Consider the following 14,554-nt stretch of genomic DNA (forward strand, 5'->3'; position numbering starts at 1 on the left):
CGGAGGCTCGACAGATCAACGCCAAGGCACCCTACGGGCCAATCAAACGCAAGGGTCAGAGCGCTCCGGCCAGGACTACCCCATCCTCGCGAGATCGGGCAGAAACAGACTGACAGTCGAACGAGTCGCCGACGGTTCCGGTAGAGGGGCTCGCTCCGAGTTCCTCGATCCGATCCGTGAAGACCACGGCGAGGTAGTTCGACCCGTGATCGGCATGATGGATCAACCCGTCGAGGCGACCGCCCGCGGCCCACGCGGCCATATCGAGTGCCCGCAACGGCAAGATGTCGGCCTTCAGGGTCGATGCGACGTTCCAGCCCACGATGCGACGCGAGTAGACATCGGTGACGAACGCGACGTAGGCGAACCCGGACCAGGTGGCGACGTAGGTGACGTCGCAGACCCAGAGCCGTCGCGGCGCTGGTGCGGTGAAGCGGCGGTTCACGAGATCGCTCGGCAGCACTGTGGTCGTGTCGGCGCGGGTGGTGAACACGCGCTTCGACTTGCGGACTCCGCGAACCCCGGCAAGGCTCATGAGGCGTTCGGTCTGGTCCCGGCCGATGTCCCAGCCTTGCCGTCGCATGAGGGCGTGCATCTTCCGTCGCCCGTAGACGCCGTAGTTCTCCGCATGCAGCCGGGCGATCTCGGGCACGAGCAGATCATCCTGCAGCTGCCGCGCGGACGGCGCGCGGCCCACCGCGGCGCGATAGCCGCGTGAGGTGAAGAATCCTCTCACTGCCGGTCGCAGGACCTGGCAGATGAGCTCGACCCCGAAACGATCCCGGTGTTCGTTGACGAACCGGATCATCTCGTCGAGGGGTGGCCTGGCTCCTTCGCGAAAAAGATGCTCGCAGCCCTGAGGATCTCGTTCGCCTTCCGCAACTCCGAGACCTCCTTCTGCAGCCGCTCGATCTCCGCCGCCGCATCCGTCGTCAATCCGGGCTTCACGCCCGCGTCGACCTCGTAGCGACGCTGCCAGAGCCGCAGCGTCTCCGGGCTCATCCCGAGCAGACCGGCCACGTGACGGACCGCGCTCATCATCGTCGGGTGCGACGGCCGCGTCTCCGCGAGCATCCGCAACGCCCGCCCACGCATCTCCGGCGAATACTTCCTGTTCATCGAGTTCCATCCTTGCTTGAAGAACGGAACGAAAGCCAGGCCGATTCAAGGAGCAGCGGGTCCGCTACCGTGGCCGCAACGTCGTCGAGCGATGCTTCAACAAGCTCAAGCAGTGGCGCGGGATCGCGATGCGCTCAGACAAGACCGCACGCAACTACCGCGCCGGTCTCTGCCTCGCCGCGACACTCCACTGGCTCACCAGCAGCGTTCACTGAACATCGACGTCGACGTCTTCACCCTCGCTCGTCCGCTTCAATCGTGCCAGGTGGTATCGCCACCCCTCTTCGTGTTCCGCAGGCAAAGAGTGCGGAACACGAGCACGGGAGAATCCTGACTCGGTGAGCGTGACTAAGGTCCCCTGCCCGTGCGCTACGAGCTCTATCACGACGTCGAGAGGATGGTCCCAGCTCTGCTCGGTCCAATCGAATCCGAGAACATGCGGCTCGTCGCATCGCGTGACGCTCCCCGTCGCGCTTACCTGTTGGCCTTCCTCGACCCAGGTTTCGACGAGCGGCGAGCCGACCTCCGCCTCGAAGCGCATCTCGGGCCACCATGCGCCTCGTTCAGTCGTCAGGAATCGCCAGACGACCTCGACGGACGCATCAATGTCCGCAACCACCGTCACCGAACTACGAGTCACACGACCAAGCTATCGCTCCGGCCGAAGCCTTTAGCAACACGCCCTAGGGCGTGTCTCCCAATCGCGTGGGGGGTGACCCGCGATTCTGGACAGCATGCCGCGGATGAGGGTGCTCGCAGAACGGCTCCGCGCTTCCGCCGACTCTGTGTCTCAGTGAGCGATCGCTGTCTGAAACCTCCGGTCGCCACATCTGCGACGGCGAGCATCGGGGAGTCAGGAGCTCAAAGCGTTCCACCGCGCTGCAACGCGGCGTCGCGCTCTGCCTCCTCGGCATCGAGAACTCCACCGCACGGCGCCGCCCGGCCACACCCCCGGGCTAACTGCGATCCAGCTCGTCGGTGCTGCACTCACAACGTCATTCGGTGCAAGGGCCGGCTGCGTTCAGCGCCGTGAGCTCGCTTTGCATCCGCTTCCGCTCTACGGGCGTGAAGCGTCGCACCTGCATCGACAGGACTGCATCGGCTGCAAGCGCCGTGATGCCAAAGGCATCCTGAATCGCACGTCGAACCTGATCCACGTTGCCCGAGGCGTTGGCGCGAACCGTCAAGAGTTCTTTCAGGTCGTTCCATCACGGCTATGTACGCCGTCACGATGTCGCGGCGAGCATGTTTCTGCTCTTGATCGCCCGTCATGCCGGAAGGGTACCGAGTGGCGGAATTGTCCGCCACAGGGCTTGGCGCGGGCGGCGTCGTCGACTCATCGCTCCTGCCGAAAACGATCGTTTTCGGCAGAGTGCGCCAGCGGCGCTCTTCTTCCTATGCTGGATGAGTGAAGAACGACTGGATCGAGCATCGCCGAGGCGGCGACGGAGAACTCATCGGATGGATGCAACCGACTGAAGATGAATTCATCGTTGTCGATCTGCTTGGCAGGCAGCGCACGGAACCCGTCGACTGGCTAACGGCCGAGGAAACTCTCGACGGTCTCGGCCTCACCTACCTCGCGGACCCGTACGAGCTCCGCCTTGACAGCGGCTCATGGCTGAGGGTGCGCATCACAGAGGTCTCCACGGACGGGGTTCGAGTGAAGAAGGACGACTGGGGCGACGTGAACGCCCCAGAACTCTATTACTCCGTCCCCTTCCCCGCGGACGAGAATTTGCTGCGTCCGCTGGGCGAGCGCGCCTGAGATACTCACCGGGGCCCAGCCCGCAATCGAAGACCTCGACCCCAAACGGCATTTCGGCAGACGTTAAGGGTAGCCGCTCCAAATCGTTTGCGGGTTCGCGCCGTAAACGATCGTTACTGGCGTCCCGTGCAACGGTCGCTCGGAAGGGCTGCCATCAACGTGGGTCGATACCTGGTTGTGGTGCCCGTTTTCGGTGGATCGATCGCTCGCGGTGCTGCGAAGCTCACGGCGGGAGGGCAGCCGCTGCCTGGGTGGACGCTCGTGTCGTCCGTTGACTGACTGTATGGGTGAGGCCCCCGGCCGTGAGTGCGTCGTCATCACGGTCGAGGGCCCATGCTCACCCGATCACGCATGGCCCGCCGGCGACAGTGCTTGACAATGAGCTCACACGTGCGCGCCGGATTGAGTCGGCCGACGCTAGTCAGCCTCGCTGTCGGCTCGACGATGGGGGCTGCTACCCGCCAGTCGTGCGGCTGGCGATGAAGGCGGCGGACTTCGTCTGCAGGAAGGTACATAGCGCTGAGACCATCGCGAGTTCGGTGGATAGTTCGAGCGCGCGGCCGGCGTCCAGTGTGACGTCCTGTTCGCGGGCTTCGAAGGTCACCGCCCAGCGGGTCGATCCGATGGGCTCGGGTTGCAGGTACGTGACGGTTCCGGCGTTGAGTAGGTCGAGGCCGATGAGGCCGGTGTCGTGACCGTCTGTGCCGTCCTGCGCCATGACGCGCAGGCGGTTGCTGACGGGGTAGCCGAGCTCGGCGAACTCGGTCAGCCACGCTTCCAGTGTTTCTTTGGTCCGAAACGGCATGTGCTCCTCCAGATCACTGCTGTGAGGCGTCCTCGCGTGATCGCTAGCGATCAATGTTGCCCGATCAGTTGTTGCTGCGTGCGGCAGCTGCGAGTTGTTCACCGTTCGTCTGCCGCGCTGTGTCCGGGGGTCGTGCTTTCGTTGCCGGCTTGGGCTTCCGGTTCGAAGTGGCCGAGGGACTTCTCTTGAAGGAACGCGCATAGCTCGGCGGCGACCTGCAGCTCGTGGGTGAGCGCGTTCAGCTCGAAGCTGGTGAGCTCCAGCGCCTCGTCGGTCGGTTCGATGGTGATGAGCCAGTTGAGCTCGTCTCCCGTATCGCGGGGTTCGATCCACACCGAGTTCGGTGCGTTCTCGAGCGGCACGATGACCAGCCCGGTGTCGTCTCCGCCGGATCCGTCCTGGACGGCGACGCGGATGAGGTCACCTGCGCCTCGGGAGTCAACGAATTCTGCGACCCAGTGCTCCAGGGTCTTCTTGCTGTGAAAGGGCATCTGCGGCGGGTTCAATCTCTCAGGCGAAGGGGTTGGAGCGATGCAACAATCCCGGTCCGCGCCGATGGGCGGGACCCGTCCCGTGCCGGCGTGAGAGCCGACGTGGGGCACTAGCTTACGGTGTAAACATAGACCTGGTTCGTCTCTCGTGCACACAAATCTGCTCAGAAGGGGGAGGATCGAAGTGGAGGCTCCCTATGAGCAAGCAGTCCGACCTTTCACCACCACCCAAGCTCGGCCGCGACGTGATCGTCGAGGCCGCGTTGGTCATCGTCGACCAAGCCGGCCCGTCGGCGCTATCGATGCGCGCGCTCGGCCAGCGGCTGGGTGTTGAGGCGATGGCCTTGTACCGGCATGTGCACGGTAAAGAAGACCTGCTCGAAGGCGTCGTCGCGTCGTTGATGACCGGTCTGACCGAGACGATGCGCACAGAGGCCAGCGAGCACTGGCAGGCGTTTCTCCAGAACGTCGCCCACGCGGTGCGCGGGATCGCCGTTGAACATCCCCGCGCGTTCCCGCTGATCGCCACCCGGCACCCCGCAGCACCGTGGCTGCGGCCGCCGCTGCGAAGCGTGGAGGTCGTCGACACGTTCCTCAGCACCCTCATCGCTCAGGGCTTCACTGACGCCCAGGCCGTGAGCGCGTACCGGGCATTTAGCAGCTTCTTGCTGGGTCAGCTGCTGTTGGAAACAACCGTTCGCGGTGCGCAGTTCAGCCCCGCCGACATCGCTTTGGATGAAGGCGACGCTGACGTGCCGAACAAGGACGGGCAACTCTCGCTCGATAGTGCGCCCGAAGTGCTGCGCCTGCGGCCCCTCCTGAGCGAGGACCGCAGCAAGGAAGAGTTCGAGGTCGCACTCGAGCTGCTGCTGGACCGGCTAGATCGGGAGCTCTCTCAGTAGAAAGCCGCTGATCGGCTGCTGCCCCGTAGGTCGCGAGTACGGGCTCGACGCGGCTTAGCCGATCGAGGGCGCGTGTAGCCGGTCGAGGAATTCGATGATGCCTTCTGCGGTGGTGGCGGGAAGGTCGGCGATTGCGCGGGAGACGCGGGAGGACTCTTCATCCACCGTCGCAGACAGCGAGCGGACCGTGTTGTCGCTGAGCTCGATGAACACTCGCCTGCGATCGGCCGGGTGAGGGACGCGGTGAAGGTGGCCGCCCTTCTCCAACCTGTCCAGCAGCGCGGTCGTGCTCGCGGATGAGATCGCAAGTCGCTGGGAGATGTCCTTGGGAAACATTGCCGCACCGTCTCGATGGGCGCGAAACAAGAGTCGCAGCGCCGCGAAGTCCCTCACACCGACCTTCAATGTTTCGCACGCCCCGGCGCGAGCCGCGTCCTCGGCAATCGTCAACGCCTGCAGGGACCTGGAAACCCGTTCTGCTAGCTCCTCATGACCCGCGTCGACCATCATCACACCTCAATACCAACTGCTCACGTCCATCGTCCCTGTCCCCGCGCTCCTCGACGGAGTCCCTTCCCTAACGTGGTGTGCCCTGATAGACGCAGCTGTGGTCGAAAAGGACCTCGTCGTGCCACCATGCCGGCCGATCATTGAGCCGAATCTCGTCGCAGCGCGGCGCGTTGCCTCTCGTGAGCGTGGCTTACTCGACGCTGCGGGGTGTTCCTTGCTTCGTCCTCGTAGGACTAGGGTGACGGGGGGGCGGGGTGCCACTTCCCTCCGGCACCCCGCGGTAGATCACCCGGGTGGTGCCGGGTGATCTACCATCCTGAGTGGGTCGAGCTGGTGACTTGACCCACTCGGACCTTCCGCTGGCCTGCCCGCAGACGATCGTCCACGCACCCGGTGGACCGATTGCGTCGCGGCGCTGCGGGCCCAACCGAGGATACAGAGAATGCTGAATTAACAGAACGCTGTACGCCGGGATGCGACGCCTTTTCGTCTGGTCTATTGCGATCCATACCCTAGGGGGGTACGGTATACCCGTGAACGGTTACGAGGGCAACAAGGACGACCTGCAGAAGCGACTGCGTCGGGTCGAGGGTCAGGTGCGTGGGATCGCGCGGATGGTCGATGAAGACAAGTACTGCATCGACATCCTCACGCAGGTGTCTGCCGCGACGAAGGCCCTGGAAACGGTGGCGCTGTCCCTGCTGGGCGACCACCTAAGCCATTGCGTCGCTGAAGCGAGCGCCGAAGGCGGGCAGGTGGCTGCGGAGAAGATCCGTGAGGCCAACGACGCCATTGCCCGTCTCGTCCGTTCTTGATCACACACCGAATCCCTTGGAGGAGCACATCATGACTGACCGCATCGACCTCGGTCTGACAGACACCAACGCCGGCTGCGCCTGCTGCGCCACATCCGCAACGACGGACGCTCCCGCATCGACCGCCGCTGCCGTCACGGAAGACGTCCTGGTAGACGGGATGACGTGCTCGCACTGTGTGTCGAGCGTCACTGAGGAGCTGACCGCGATCGACGGTGTGGAGAACGTCACAGTTGACCTGAATGCCGGCGGTACGTCCCGCGTCACCATTCACAGCGCCGCGCCGATCGACTCTGACGCGGTGAAGGCCGCGGTCGAGGAGGCCGGCTACACCCTGGCAGGTAGCCCCGCATGAGCACGGTCGACGTCGAGCTCGATATCTCCGGGATGACGTGCGCTTCCTGTGCGACCCGGATCGAACGCAAGCTGAACAAGCTTCCCGGTGTGGAAGCGACGGTGAACTACGCCACCGAGAAAGCACGTGTTCGCGGGCACGATGTCGACCCCGCCACCCTCATCGCCACGGTCGAATCCGCCGGTTACCAAGCAGCCCTCCCCGCACCGCCGGCAACCGATGACCACGCCGAGGAGGCGCGCAGCTCGGAGGCCGACGAGGTAGGGGCGCTGCGGCGCCGGCTGCTGATTAGCACTGCACTGTCGTTGCCGGTGGCGGTGCTGTCGATGGTCCCGGCGTTGCAGTTCGAGTACTGGCAGTGGCTGGCGCTCACCCTCACCGCCCCGGTCGCGGTATGGGGGGCGTGGCCCTTTCACCGGGCCGCGGCGGTCAACGCCCGTCACGGCGCGGCCACCATGGACACTCTCATCAGCGTCGGCGTGATCGCCGCGTTCGGATGGTCCCTCTACGCACTGTTCTTTGGCGAGGCAGGCATGCCCGGGATGACGATGACTTTCACCCTGATCGGCACCCCGCAGGCCGGCGGACATGAGATCTACCTGGAAGTCGCGGCGCTGGTCACCGTCTTCATCCTCGCGGGCCGCTATGCCGAAGCACACGCGAAGAAGTCATCGTCGGAGGCGCTGCGGGCACTGCTGGAGATGGGCGCGAAGCACGCCACAAAGCTCGTCGACGGTGTCGAACGGACGGTGCCGGTCGCGCAGCTCGCTGTCGGAGACACCGTGCTTGTCCGGCCGGGGGAGAAGGTTCCCTCTGACGGGCTGGTGATCGATGGTTCCTCCGCAATCGACGCCAGCATGCTCACCGGAGAATCGGTGCCCGTCGAAGTGACCGCCGGGTCCCGCGTGGTCGGCGCCACGGTGAACGTCGGTGGTCGCCTCATCGTCGAAATCACCCGGATCGGGGCGGACACCGAGCTTGCCCGCATGCGCCGGCTGATGGAGGAAGCCCAGACCGGCAAAGCCAAGGTGCAGCGCATCGCTGACCGCGTCTCTGCCGTCTTCGTCCCCATCGTCATCGGACTAGCCGTGGCCGCGTTCCTCGGCTGGACAATCGCTGGAGCCTCGCTCGAGCTGGCCTTCACCGCGGCGGTCGCCACCCTGATCATCGCGTGCCCCTGCGCCCTCGGTCTCGCCACCCCCACCGCGCTGCTGGTCGGGACCGGCCGCGGCTCCCAGCTGGGCATCCTGATCCGCGGACCGCAAGTGCTGGAGCAGACCCGCACAGTCGACACCATCGTGCTCGACAAGACCGGCACGGTCACCACCGGTCAGATGACCGTCACAAGCGTCCGCCCCGTGGCAGGTGTCACCCGGGACGAGCTGTTGCGCGTTGCGGCGGCGGTCGAGGCAGGGTCTGAGCACCCGGTCGCCCGTGCCGTCGCCGCTGCCACCCCGGCGGGCGCCTACGCGGACAGCTTCGCGTCGCACGCCGGGTTCGGCGTCCAGGGGATCGTGGAGGGGTCTGCGGTCGTTGCGGGCCGGGCGTCCTGGCTGGCCGAGCAATGGGGCATCCACCCGCCGGCCGAAGCCGCCGCCGAGCTGAATGTTCTCGCGCGAACCGGTACCGCGATCGCGGTCGGTCGCGACGGGGAGTACCTCGGCGCGATCGGGGTGGCCGACACCGTGAAACCGACCAGCGCCGCCGCGATTGCCCGCTTCCAGGCGCTCGGCTTGCACCCGGTGCTGCTCACCGGCGACAACACCACCACCGCCGCACGAATCGCCGCGGAGGTCGGCATCCCCGACGTGCACGCCGAAGTCACTCCTGCTGGAAAGCTTGATGTGATCCGCCAGCTTCAGGACGACGGGCACGTGGTCGCGATGGTCGGTGACGGCGTCAACGACGCCGCCGCCCTCGCCGCCGCCGACCTCGGCCTGGCCATGGGTGGAGGCACGGACGCCGCGATTGCCGCCAGCGACATCACCATCGTCTCCGGCGACCTCACCGTCGTCGCTGACGCGATCCGCCTCTCCCGCCGCACCCTCGGCACCATCAAGGGCAACCTGTTCTGGGCGTTCGCGTACAACGTCGCCGCCATTCCGATCGCGATGGCCGGCCTGCTCAATCCTCTCGTCGCCGCAGCGGCGATGGCGTTGTCGTCGGTGTTCGTCGTGACCAACAGCCTCCGGCTGCGCCGGTTCCGACCCGACCCGGCACCCGCCCCGTCGACCCCCGTTCCCGTGCCCCAACCGGCCTGACCCGTGCCGCCGCACCGGCGCACCCAGCGAAGGAGGCTTCAATGAGCCAGCACGACCACCACAACCACTCCGATCACCCAGACCACCACGCCCCGGCGACTGCCACCCAACACGATCACGCAGCGATGAGTCACCCGCGCAGCGAGGACGACCGGGCGCCCGCTGCGGGTCATTCCGGGCACGGTCATGCCGACCACGGCGGGCACGCCGGACACGGAGACCACGTTGCCCGGTTCCGACGGCTGTTCTGGATCATGCTGATCCTCGCGGTGCCGGTCGTGGGGTTCTCCATGATGTTCTCGATGCTGATCGGATACCCGCTGCCGGACGCGGCGTGGGTGGGATGGGTGTCCCCGATCCTCGGCACCGTCATGTACGTGTGGGGCGGCGCCCCGTTCCTCACCGGCGCCGTCAGCGAGCTCCGCGCCCGCAAACCCGGCATGATGCTCCTCATCGCCCTTGCGATCACCGTCGCGTTCCTCGCCTCGTGGGGTGCAAGCATCGGGCTGCTGCACCACGAGCTGGACTTCTGGTGGGAGCTGGCGCTGCTGATCGTCATCATGCTCCTCGGGCACTGGATCGAGATGCGATCCCTCGCCCAGACCACCTCCGCCCTGGACTCCCTCGCTGCGCTCCTACCCGACGAGGCCGAAAAGGTCGAGGGCGACAGCACTGTCACCGTCGCCCCCGCCGAGCTGCAAGTTGGTGACGTCGTCGTTGTCCGTCCCGGTGGACGGGTACCCGCGGATGGCCGGATCGTGCAGGGCTCGGCCAGCATGGACGAGTCCATGATCACCGGCGAATCCCGCCCGGTTCGCCGCAGCGACGGAGACCAGGTCATCGCCGGCACCGTCGCCACCGACTCCGGGGTCAGGGTGGAAATTAGCGCGGTCGGACAGGACACCGCTCTCGCCGGCATCCAGAAGCTCGTCACCGAAGCGCAGAACTCCTCATCCCGCGCGCAACGCCTCGCGGACCGTGCCGCGGGGTGGTTGTTCTGGTTCGCTCTCGGGGCGGCCGCTGTCACCGCGACAGTCTGGACCCTGGTCGGGTTCCCCGATCAAGCGGTCATCCGCACCATCACCGTGCTCGTCATCGCCTGCCCGCACGCCTTGGGTCTGGCCATCCCGCTGGTGGTGTCCATCGCCACTGAGCGCGCCGCCCGCGGCGGCGTGCTGATCAAGGACCGCCTCGCGCTGGAGAGCATGCGCACCGTCGACACGGTCCTGTTCGACAAGACCGGCACCCTCACCAAGGGCACCCCCGCCGTCACCTCGGTCGCCCCGGCCGCCGGCATCGACGGAGACGAGCTTCTGGCGTGGGCCGCGGCCGCCGAAGCGGACTCGGAACACCCCCTGGCTCGGGCGATTGTGAACGCCGCGCAGGAGAAGCAGCTCACCGTCCCCACCGCCAGCGACTTCGAGTCCTCACCGGCCGTCGGTGTCCGTGCGCGGGTGACCGGCCGCACCATCCAGGTCGGCGGCCCCCACATGCTCGACCAGGAAGACGCAGCCGAACTGCCGGTCGCGGACGAGTGGCGCAAGGAGGGCGCGATCATCCTGCACGTGCTCGTCGACGGGCAGGTCGCAGGGGCATTGCGCCTGGCAGACGAGATCCGTCCCGAATCCCGCGCTGCCGTCGACGCCCTGCATCAGCGGGGTGTGCAGGTGGTCATGATCACCGGAGACGCCGAAGCCGTCGCCGCATCGGTCGCCGCCGACCTCGGTATCGACCGGTTCTTCGCCGGGGTCCGCCCCGAAGACAAGGCGTCCAAGGTGAAGGAGCTTCAAAGCGAAGGCCGCAAGGTCGCCATGGTCGGTGACGGGGTCAACGACGCACCGGCCCTCGCGCAAGCCGACGTCGGCATCGCTATCGGCGCCGGCACCGATGTGGCGATCGCGTCCGCCGGTGTCATCCTCGCCAGCGACGACCCCCGCTCCGTGCTGTCAGTGATCGAACTGTCCCGAGCCAGCTACCGCAAGATGAAGCAGAACCTGTGGTGGGCCGCCGGGTACAACCTCATCTCCGTCCCCCTGGCCGCCGGGGTACTCGCTCCCATCGGGTTCGTCCTGCCCATGTCTGTCGGCGCGATCCTGATGTCGCTGTCCACCATCGTCGTGGCCCTCAACGCTCAACTGCTGCGGCGCCTCAACCTCAGCCCGGACGCGGTTACCGACCGCTGACAGGAGTGTCGTACCGTGGAAGGAGGGAGTGACATGTCGCTGATCGCACTGACGGAACGGCTCCACGCCGGACGGTCGATGGCGCGCACCCTTCTGCTGCTCATCGCAGTGACCGCCGCGGTCATCGTCGGCCTGTTGGCCATGCACTCCCTCAACACCCACACCGCCGCCGACACCGGCCACCAAACCACCGTCGCCACCGCCAGTGCCACCCCTGAGGACCACCACTCCGGCAGCACCGCGACGGGCGAGCCGTGCGCGGACTGCGGTTCCGGCCACTCAGACATGCTCGCGATGGCGTGTGTGCTGGCTCTCCTAGCCACCGTGCTGCTGCTGGGCCGACTCCGCCCGAGCAAAGTGTCGTTGTCGCTCCTGCCGCGCCCGCAGCCACTCAGCGCCGCGCTTCCCGATGGGCCGAGACTGCGGCCGCCCTCTCTCACCGTTCTCTGCATCAGCCGTACGTGATACGGCCGAGCCGGCGCACCCTGCCGGCCGGACCTCACCCACCTGTCGATCTGACCGGTGCTCGTTCACGTACCCCTGTATTTGGAGAACTCTGATGAAAATTCGTACCGCAGCGGCCGCTGCGCTCACCCTCGCCGCCGCCCTCGCCCTTGCTGGCTGCGCCGACGGCTCCGGCTCGCAATCCATGCCCGGCATGGACCACCGCAGCAGCTCGTCCCCGTCCTCATCGTCCACGGTGACCGCGGACTTCAACGACGCGGATGTGATGTTCGCGCAGATGATGATCCCCCACCATCAGCAGGCCGTCGAGATGGCCGACATGATCCTGAACAAGGAAGGCATCGACCCGGGCGTGCTCACCCTGGCCTCCGACATCAAGGCCGCCCAGCAGCCCGAGATCGACCAGCTGCAGTCCTGGTTGGACGAGTGGGGCGCCGACATGCCCGATATGGACAGCATGGAGGGCATGGACCACGGCGGCGGCATGATGAGCGAGGACGACATGGCCGCGCTAGAAGCCGCCACCGGCGCCGAGGCGTCCCGGCTGTTCCTCGAGCAGATGACGATGCACCACGAAGGCGCGATCGAGATGGCCCAAGACGAAGTCGACAACGGCCAGAACCCTGACGCGGTCGAGATGGCGCAGACCATCGTCGACACCCAGACCGCCGAGATTACCGAGATGCAGGAACTGCTCGCGCAGCTCTAACGCACCCCACCGGTGAGGACGCCCCGGTAGGGCGTCCTCACCCTGGAATCGAAAGGGTGCGAATGCGCATTCACCTGCGCGCGACGGCGAGCTTCGTCGCGCTCACCAGCTTGCTGCTCACCGGCTGCGCCGCAGCCGAACCGCCATCGACCGGCAGCGACCACACCGACACGGCGCTGTCTCACGTTCACGCGATCGTGCCCGCGCCAGACGATGACGGCTTCCTTCTCGGCACCCACGAGGGCCTCTACGCCGCCACCGCTGACGGGCAACTCGGCTCCCGCGTCGGCAGCTACGGCTTCGACGCGATGGGCCTCACAGCCGTCGATGACACCCTCGTCGCCTCCGGGCACCCCGGCCGGGGTACTCCGGCGGAGCTCGGGGAGGGAAACCTCGGCATCATCCGTAGTCGCGACGGCGGCACGACATGGGAGCCGGTGGCCTTCAAGGGCGAGAAAGACTTCCACGTCCTCACCGCCGGACCGGACGGCACCCTGTACGGACAAGAAACCGGTAGCGCCCAGATGCTGGCAAGCACGGACCGCGGCGCCACGTGGTCTCCCACGGGCGCAACCCTGCTGTCCTTCGCACTCGTCGTCGACGCCACCGGACGCATCATCGCCACGACGCCCGACGGGCCTCAGGTCAGTACCGACCAAGGGGCGACGTTCGGACCGCTGCCAGACAGCCCGATAATGTCCCTCATCGCTGTGTCCCCGGACGGCGAGCAACTGATCGGCGTGGGAAGCAAAGGCAGCTTGTGGAGGAGCACGACACGCGATCCATCGTGGCGAAACATCGGCACGGCGCACGGCTCCGCGCAGGCAATCGCCATTACCGACGCTGGCGACATCCTCATCGTCGACGACAGCGGACTCAGCCTGCTGCCCTCCACCTAGCCACCACTCATCGAAAGACCACAAGCCCCTCCGCCGATCCTCGACCTCGCTCTAGCGTGACCGCACCGGGGGAAGGCCCCGAAGAAAGGAAAGCCGCCATGACAGTTGCAGATCAAATGCTCGCCACCCACCCGAAAGTCGGTTTCGCCGCAGCACAGGACGCCCTTCTGCGCTGTATCGAGGCGTGCGTCGAATGCACCCAGGCATGTACCACCTGCGCAGATGCATGCCTCGGAGAAGACATGGTCGCGGAGCTCGTTACCTGCATTCGGAAGAACTCCGACTGCGCAGATATCTGCGCCGTCACCGGTGCAGTGCTTTCCCGCCAAACTACGCCGGATGTCGCGACAGTTCGCGCCTTGCTCGAAGCCTGCCGCACCGCCTGCGCGTCCTGTGCCGCCGAGTGCGAACAGCACGCAGACATGCACGAGCACTGCCGCGTGTGCGCCGAATCCTGCCGCCGCTGCGAGCAGGCATGCACCGACCTTCTCGCCGCTCTCTAAGTCGACCAGGTTCGCGTCGCCCAGTGAACACGACCTGCCATTGGCGGTCGCTGACGGGATGCTAGATGTCGCAATCGCCCCCCTGTCGCTCTCACCGCATCCGCTCCCATTCGAACAGGAGACGTCATGAGCTCGAACGACCACCACGACCCCCAGCAGAACGACCGAAGCGCAGCGACCGGCGATCACAGCCAACAAGGTCACTCCACGCCCTGGAAGATGTATCTGCGATTCGGGGCGATGATCCTCACCGGAATGGTTGTCATGTACTGGGTGATGTTCGTCGGCTCGTGGGAGTGGAGCCACGTCCGCTTCAGCGAAAGCCGCGTCTTCATGGCCCTGACCATGGGCGGCGCGATGGGGTTGGTCATGCTGGCGTGGATGCTCAACATGTACAAGAGCGTCAAAGCGAACATTGCCGTCGCTACAGCCAGCGTCCTGCTGCTCGCCGGCGGAGTCGCCCTTGACCGCAGTCAGATCACCGTGAACGACACCGCGTGGATGAACGCGATGATCCCCCATCACTCCCTCGCCATCACCCGCTCGGAGCGTGCGCAGATCCAGGATGTCCGTGTCTGCGAACTTGCCGCCGAAATCAGTGCGGCGCAGCGCAACGAGATCCTCGAGATGAACTGGCTCATCAACGACATTGCGAGCAACGGCATCGCTGGAACGCCAGAAGAGGCGCAGGCACGTCCTGCCCCAACGTTCGATGAGACAGCTCTGCGAGAGTGCCCCAAGGAGTAGCTCGTCCAGATCTGCATGACCC

17 protein-coding genes are annotated in these 14,554 nt (G+C 66.1%); 11 read left to right on the forward strand and 6 right to left on the reverse strand.

The window, feature by feature from the left end; all coding sequences use genetic code 11:
- Positions 1-55: 55 nt before the first annotated feature.
- The 3 genes from O1W71_RS15630 to O1W71_RS15645 form a co-directional block, all read right to left on the reverse strand.
- Positions 56-808 (reverse strand): IS3 family transposase, encoded by a 753-nt coding sequence (locus O1W71_RS15630; protein WP_269268754.1) that lies wholly within the window; start codon positions 806-808, stop codon positions 56-58.
- Positions 805-1,119, reverse strand: a complete 315-nt coding sequence (locus O1W71_RS15635; RefSeq protein WP_269268755.1) for a transposase — start codon at positions 1,117-1,119, stop codon at positions 805-807. Before O1W71_RS15635 ends, O1W71_RS15630 begins: the two co-directional genes overlap by 4 nt.
- A 208-nt stretch (positions 1,120-1,327) precedes the next feature.
- On the reverse strand, positions 1,328-1,759 hold the full coding sequence (locus O1W71_RS15645; RefSeq protein WP_269268756.1) for an SRPBCC family protein: 432 nt from the start codon (positions 1,757-1,759) through the stop codon (positions 1,328-1,330).
- 768 nt (positions 1,760-2,527) lie between these two features.
- On the opposite strand from O1W71_RS15645, the gene O1W71_RS15650 reads away from it, so the two are divergent.
- Positions 2,528-2,887: a hypothetical protein gene (locus O1W71_RS15650; RefSeq protein ID WP_269268757.1), complete on the forward strand. Its 360-nt coding sequence runs from the start codon at positions 2,528-2,530 to the stop codon at positions 2,885-2,887.
- A 454-nt stretch (positions 2,888-3,341) separates the two neighbouring features.
- Here the strand turns inward: O1W71_RS15650 and O1W71_RS15655 are convergent, their stop codons facing one another.
- Complete coding sequence (locus tag O1W71_RS15655; protein WP_269268758.1) at positions 3,342-3,692, reverse strand: hypothetical protein; 351 nt, start codon at positions 3,690-3,692, stop codon at positions 3,342-3,344.
- A gap of 98 nt (positions 3,693-3,790) precedes the next feature.
- Positions 3,791-4,183, reverse strand: a complete 393-nt coding sequence (locus tag O1W71_RS15660; RefSeq protein WP_269268759.1) for a hypothetical protein — start codon at positions 4,181-4,183, stop codon at positions 3,791-3,793.
- A gap of 197 nt (positions 4,184-4,380) precedes the next feature.
- Here O1W71_RS15660 and O1W71_RS15665 point away from each other — a divergent pair, with 197 nt between their 5' ends.
- Positions 4,381-5,085, forward strand: coding sequence for a TetR/AcrR family transcriptional regulator C-terminal domain-containing protein (locus O1W71_RS15665; RefSeq protein ID WP_269268760.1), 705 nt, complete (start codon positions 4,381-4,383; stop codon positions 5,083-5,085).
- A gap of 54 nt (positions 5,086-5,139) precedes the next feature.
- On the opposite strand, the gene O1W71_RS15670 is transcribed toward O1W71_RS15665, so the two are convergent.
- Positions 5,140-5,595, reverse strand: coding sequence for a MarR family winged helix-turn-helix transcriptional regulator (locus O1W71_RS15670; protein ID WP_269268795.1), 456 nt, complete (start codon positions 5,593-5,595; stop codon positions 5,140-5,142).
- 533 nt (positions 5,596-6,128) lie between these two features.
- Between O1W71_RS15670 and O1W71_RS15675 the strand changes: the two genes are divergently transcribed.
- The 9 genes from O1W71_RS15675 (at position 6,129) to O1W71_RS15715 (ending at position 14,532) form a co-directional block, all read left to right on the forward strand.
- Positions 6,129-6,410 carry a metal-sensitive transcriptional regulator gene (locus tag O1W71_RS15675; RefSeq protein ID WP_071044151.1) on the forward strand — a complete coding sequence of 94 codons (282 nt, stop codon included), beginning with the start codon at positions 6,129-6,131 and terminating at the stop codon, positions 6,408-6,410.
- 31 nt (positions 6,411-6,441) lie between these two features.
- Positions 6,442-6,765, forward strand: coding sequence for a heavy-metal-associated domain-containing protein (locus O1W71_RS15680; RefSeq protein ID WP_269268761.1), 324 nt, complete (start codon positions 6,442-6,444; stop codon positions 6,763-6,765).
- Complete coding sequence (locus tag O1W71_RS15685; RefSeq protein ID WP_269268762.1) at positions 6,762-9,026, forward strand: heavy metal translocating P-type ATPase; 2,265 nt, start codon at positions 6,762-6,764, stop codon at positions 9,024-9,026. The genes O1W71_RS15680 and O1W71_RS15685 overlap by 4 nt, the downstream gene beginning before the upstream one ends.
- A 41-nt stretch (positions 9,027-9,067) precedes the next feature.
- Positions 9,068-11,209, forward strand: coding sequence for a heavy metal translocating P-type ATPase (locus O1W71_RS15690; protein WP_269268763.1), 2,142 nt, complete (start codon positions 9,068-9,070; stop codon positions 11,207-11,209).
- Positions 11,210-11,242: 33 nt separating this feature from the next.
- Positions 11,243-11,674, forward strand: a complete 432-nt coding sequence (locus tag O1W71_RS15695; RefSeq protein ID WP_269268764.1) for a DUF6153 family protein — start codon at positions 11,243-11,245, stop codon at positions 11,672-11,674.
- Positions 11,675-11,768: 94 nt separating this feature from the next.
- Entirely contained in the window at positions 11,769-12,383 is a 615-nt protein-coding gene (locus O1W71_RS15700; RefSeq protein WP_269268765.1) for a DUF305 domain-containing protein, read from the forward strand.
- Positions 12,384-12,445: 62 nt separating this feature from the next.
- Complete coding sequence (locus O1W71_RS15705; RefSeq protein ID WP_269268766.1) at positions 12,446-13,282, forward strand: F510_1955 family glycosylhydrolase; 837 nt, start codon at positions 12,446-12,448, stop codon at positions 13,280-13,282.
- A 98-nt stretch (positions 13,283-13,380) separates the two neighbouring features.
- Entirely contained in the window at positions 13,381-13,785 is a 405-nt protein-coding gene (locus O1W71_RS15710) for a four-helix bundle copper-binding protein (RefSeq protein WP_269268767.1), read from the forward strand.
- Positions 13,786-13,911: 126 nt separating this feature from the next.
- Positions 13,912-14,532: a DUF305 domain-containing protein gene (locus tag O1W71_RS15715; protein ID WP_269268768.1), complete on the forward strand. Its 621-nt coding sequence runs from the start codon at positions 13,912-13,914 to the stop codon at positions 14,530-14,532.
- The last annotated feature ends 22 nt before the right edge of the window (positions 14,533-14,554 follow it).

Source organism: Microbacterium sp. H37-C3, assembly GCF_027157935.1.
Classification (GTDB): domain Bacteria; phylum Actinomycetota; class Actinomycetes; order Actinomycetales; family Microbacteriaceae; genus Microbacterium; species Microbacterium plantarum.

Bases quoted from the DNA above. Each gene is read 5' to 3' on its own strand.
- O1W71_RS15630 (WP_269268754.1), bottom strand. From the start codon at position 808: ATGATCCGGTTCGTCAACGAACACCGGGATCGTTTCGGGGTCGAGCTC.
- O1W71_RS15635 (WP_269268755.1), bottom strand. From the start codon at position 1,119: ATGAACAGGAAGTATTCGCCGGAGATGCGTGGGCGGGCGTTGCGGATG.
- O1W71_RS15655 (WP_269268758.1), bottom strand. From the start codon at position 3,692: ATGCCGTTTCGGACCAAAGAAACACTGGAAGCGTGGCTGACCGAGTTC.
- O1W71_RS15660 (WP_269268759.1), bottom strand. From the start codon at position 4,183: ATGCCCTTTCACAGCAAGAAGACCCTGGAGCACTGGGTCGCAGAATTC.
- O1W71_RS15665 (WP_269268760.1), top strand. From the start codon at position 4,381: ATGAGCAAGCAGTCCGACCTTTCACCACCACCCAAGCTCGGCCGCGAC.
- O1W71_RS15670 (WP_269268795.1), bottom strand. From the start codon at position 5,595: ATGATGGTCGACGCGGGTCATGAGGAGCTAGCAGAACGGGTTTCCAGG.
- O1W71_RS15680 (WP_269268761.1), top strand. From the start codon at position 6,442: ATGACTGACCGCATCGACCTCGGTCTGACAGACACCAACGCCGGCTGC.
- O1W71_RS15685 (WP_269268762.1), top strand. From the start codon at position 6,762: ATGAGCACGGTCGACGTCGAGCTCGATATCTCCGGGATGACGTGCGCT.
- O1W71_RS15690 (WP_269268763.1), top strand. From the start codon at position 9,068: ATGAGCCAGCACGACCACCACAACCACTCCGATCACCCAGACCACCAC.
- O1W71_RS15695 (WP_269268764.1), top strand. From the start codon at position 11,243: ATGTCGCTGATCGCACTGACGGAACGGCTCCACGCCGGACGGTCGATG.
- O1W71_RS15700 (WP_269268765.1), top strand. From the start codon at position 11,769: ATGAAAATTCGTACCGCAGCGGCCGCTGCGCTCACCCTCGCCGCCGCC.
- O1W71_RS15705 (WP_269268766.1), top strand. From the start codon at position 12,446: ATGCGCATTCACCTGCGCGCGACGGCGAGCTTCGTCGCGCTCACCAGC.
- O1W71_RS15710 (WP_269268767.1), top strand. From the start codon at position 13,381: ATGACAGTTGCAGATCAAATGCTCGCCACCCACCCGAAAGTCGGTTTC.
- O1W71_RS15715 (WP_269268768.1), top strand. From the start codon at position 13,912: ATGAGCTCGAACGACCACCACGACCCCCAGCAGAACGACCGAAGCGCA.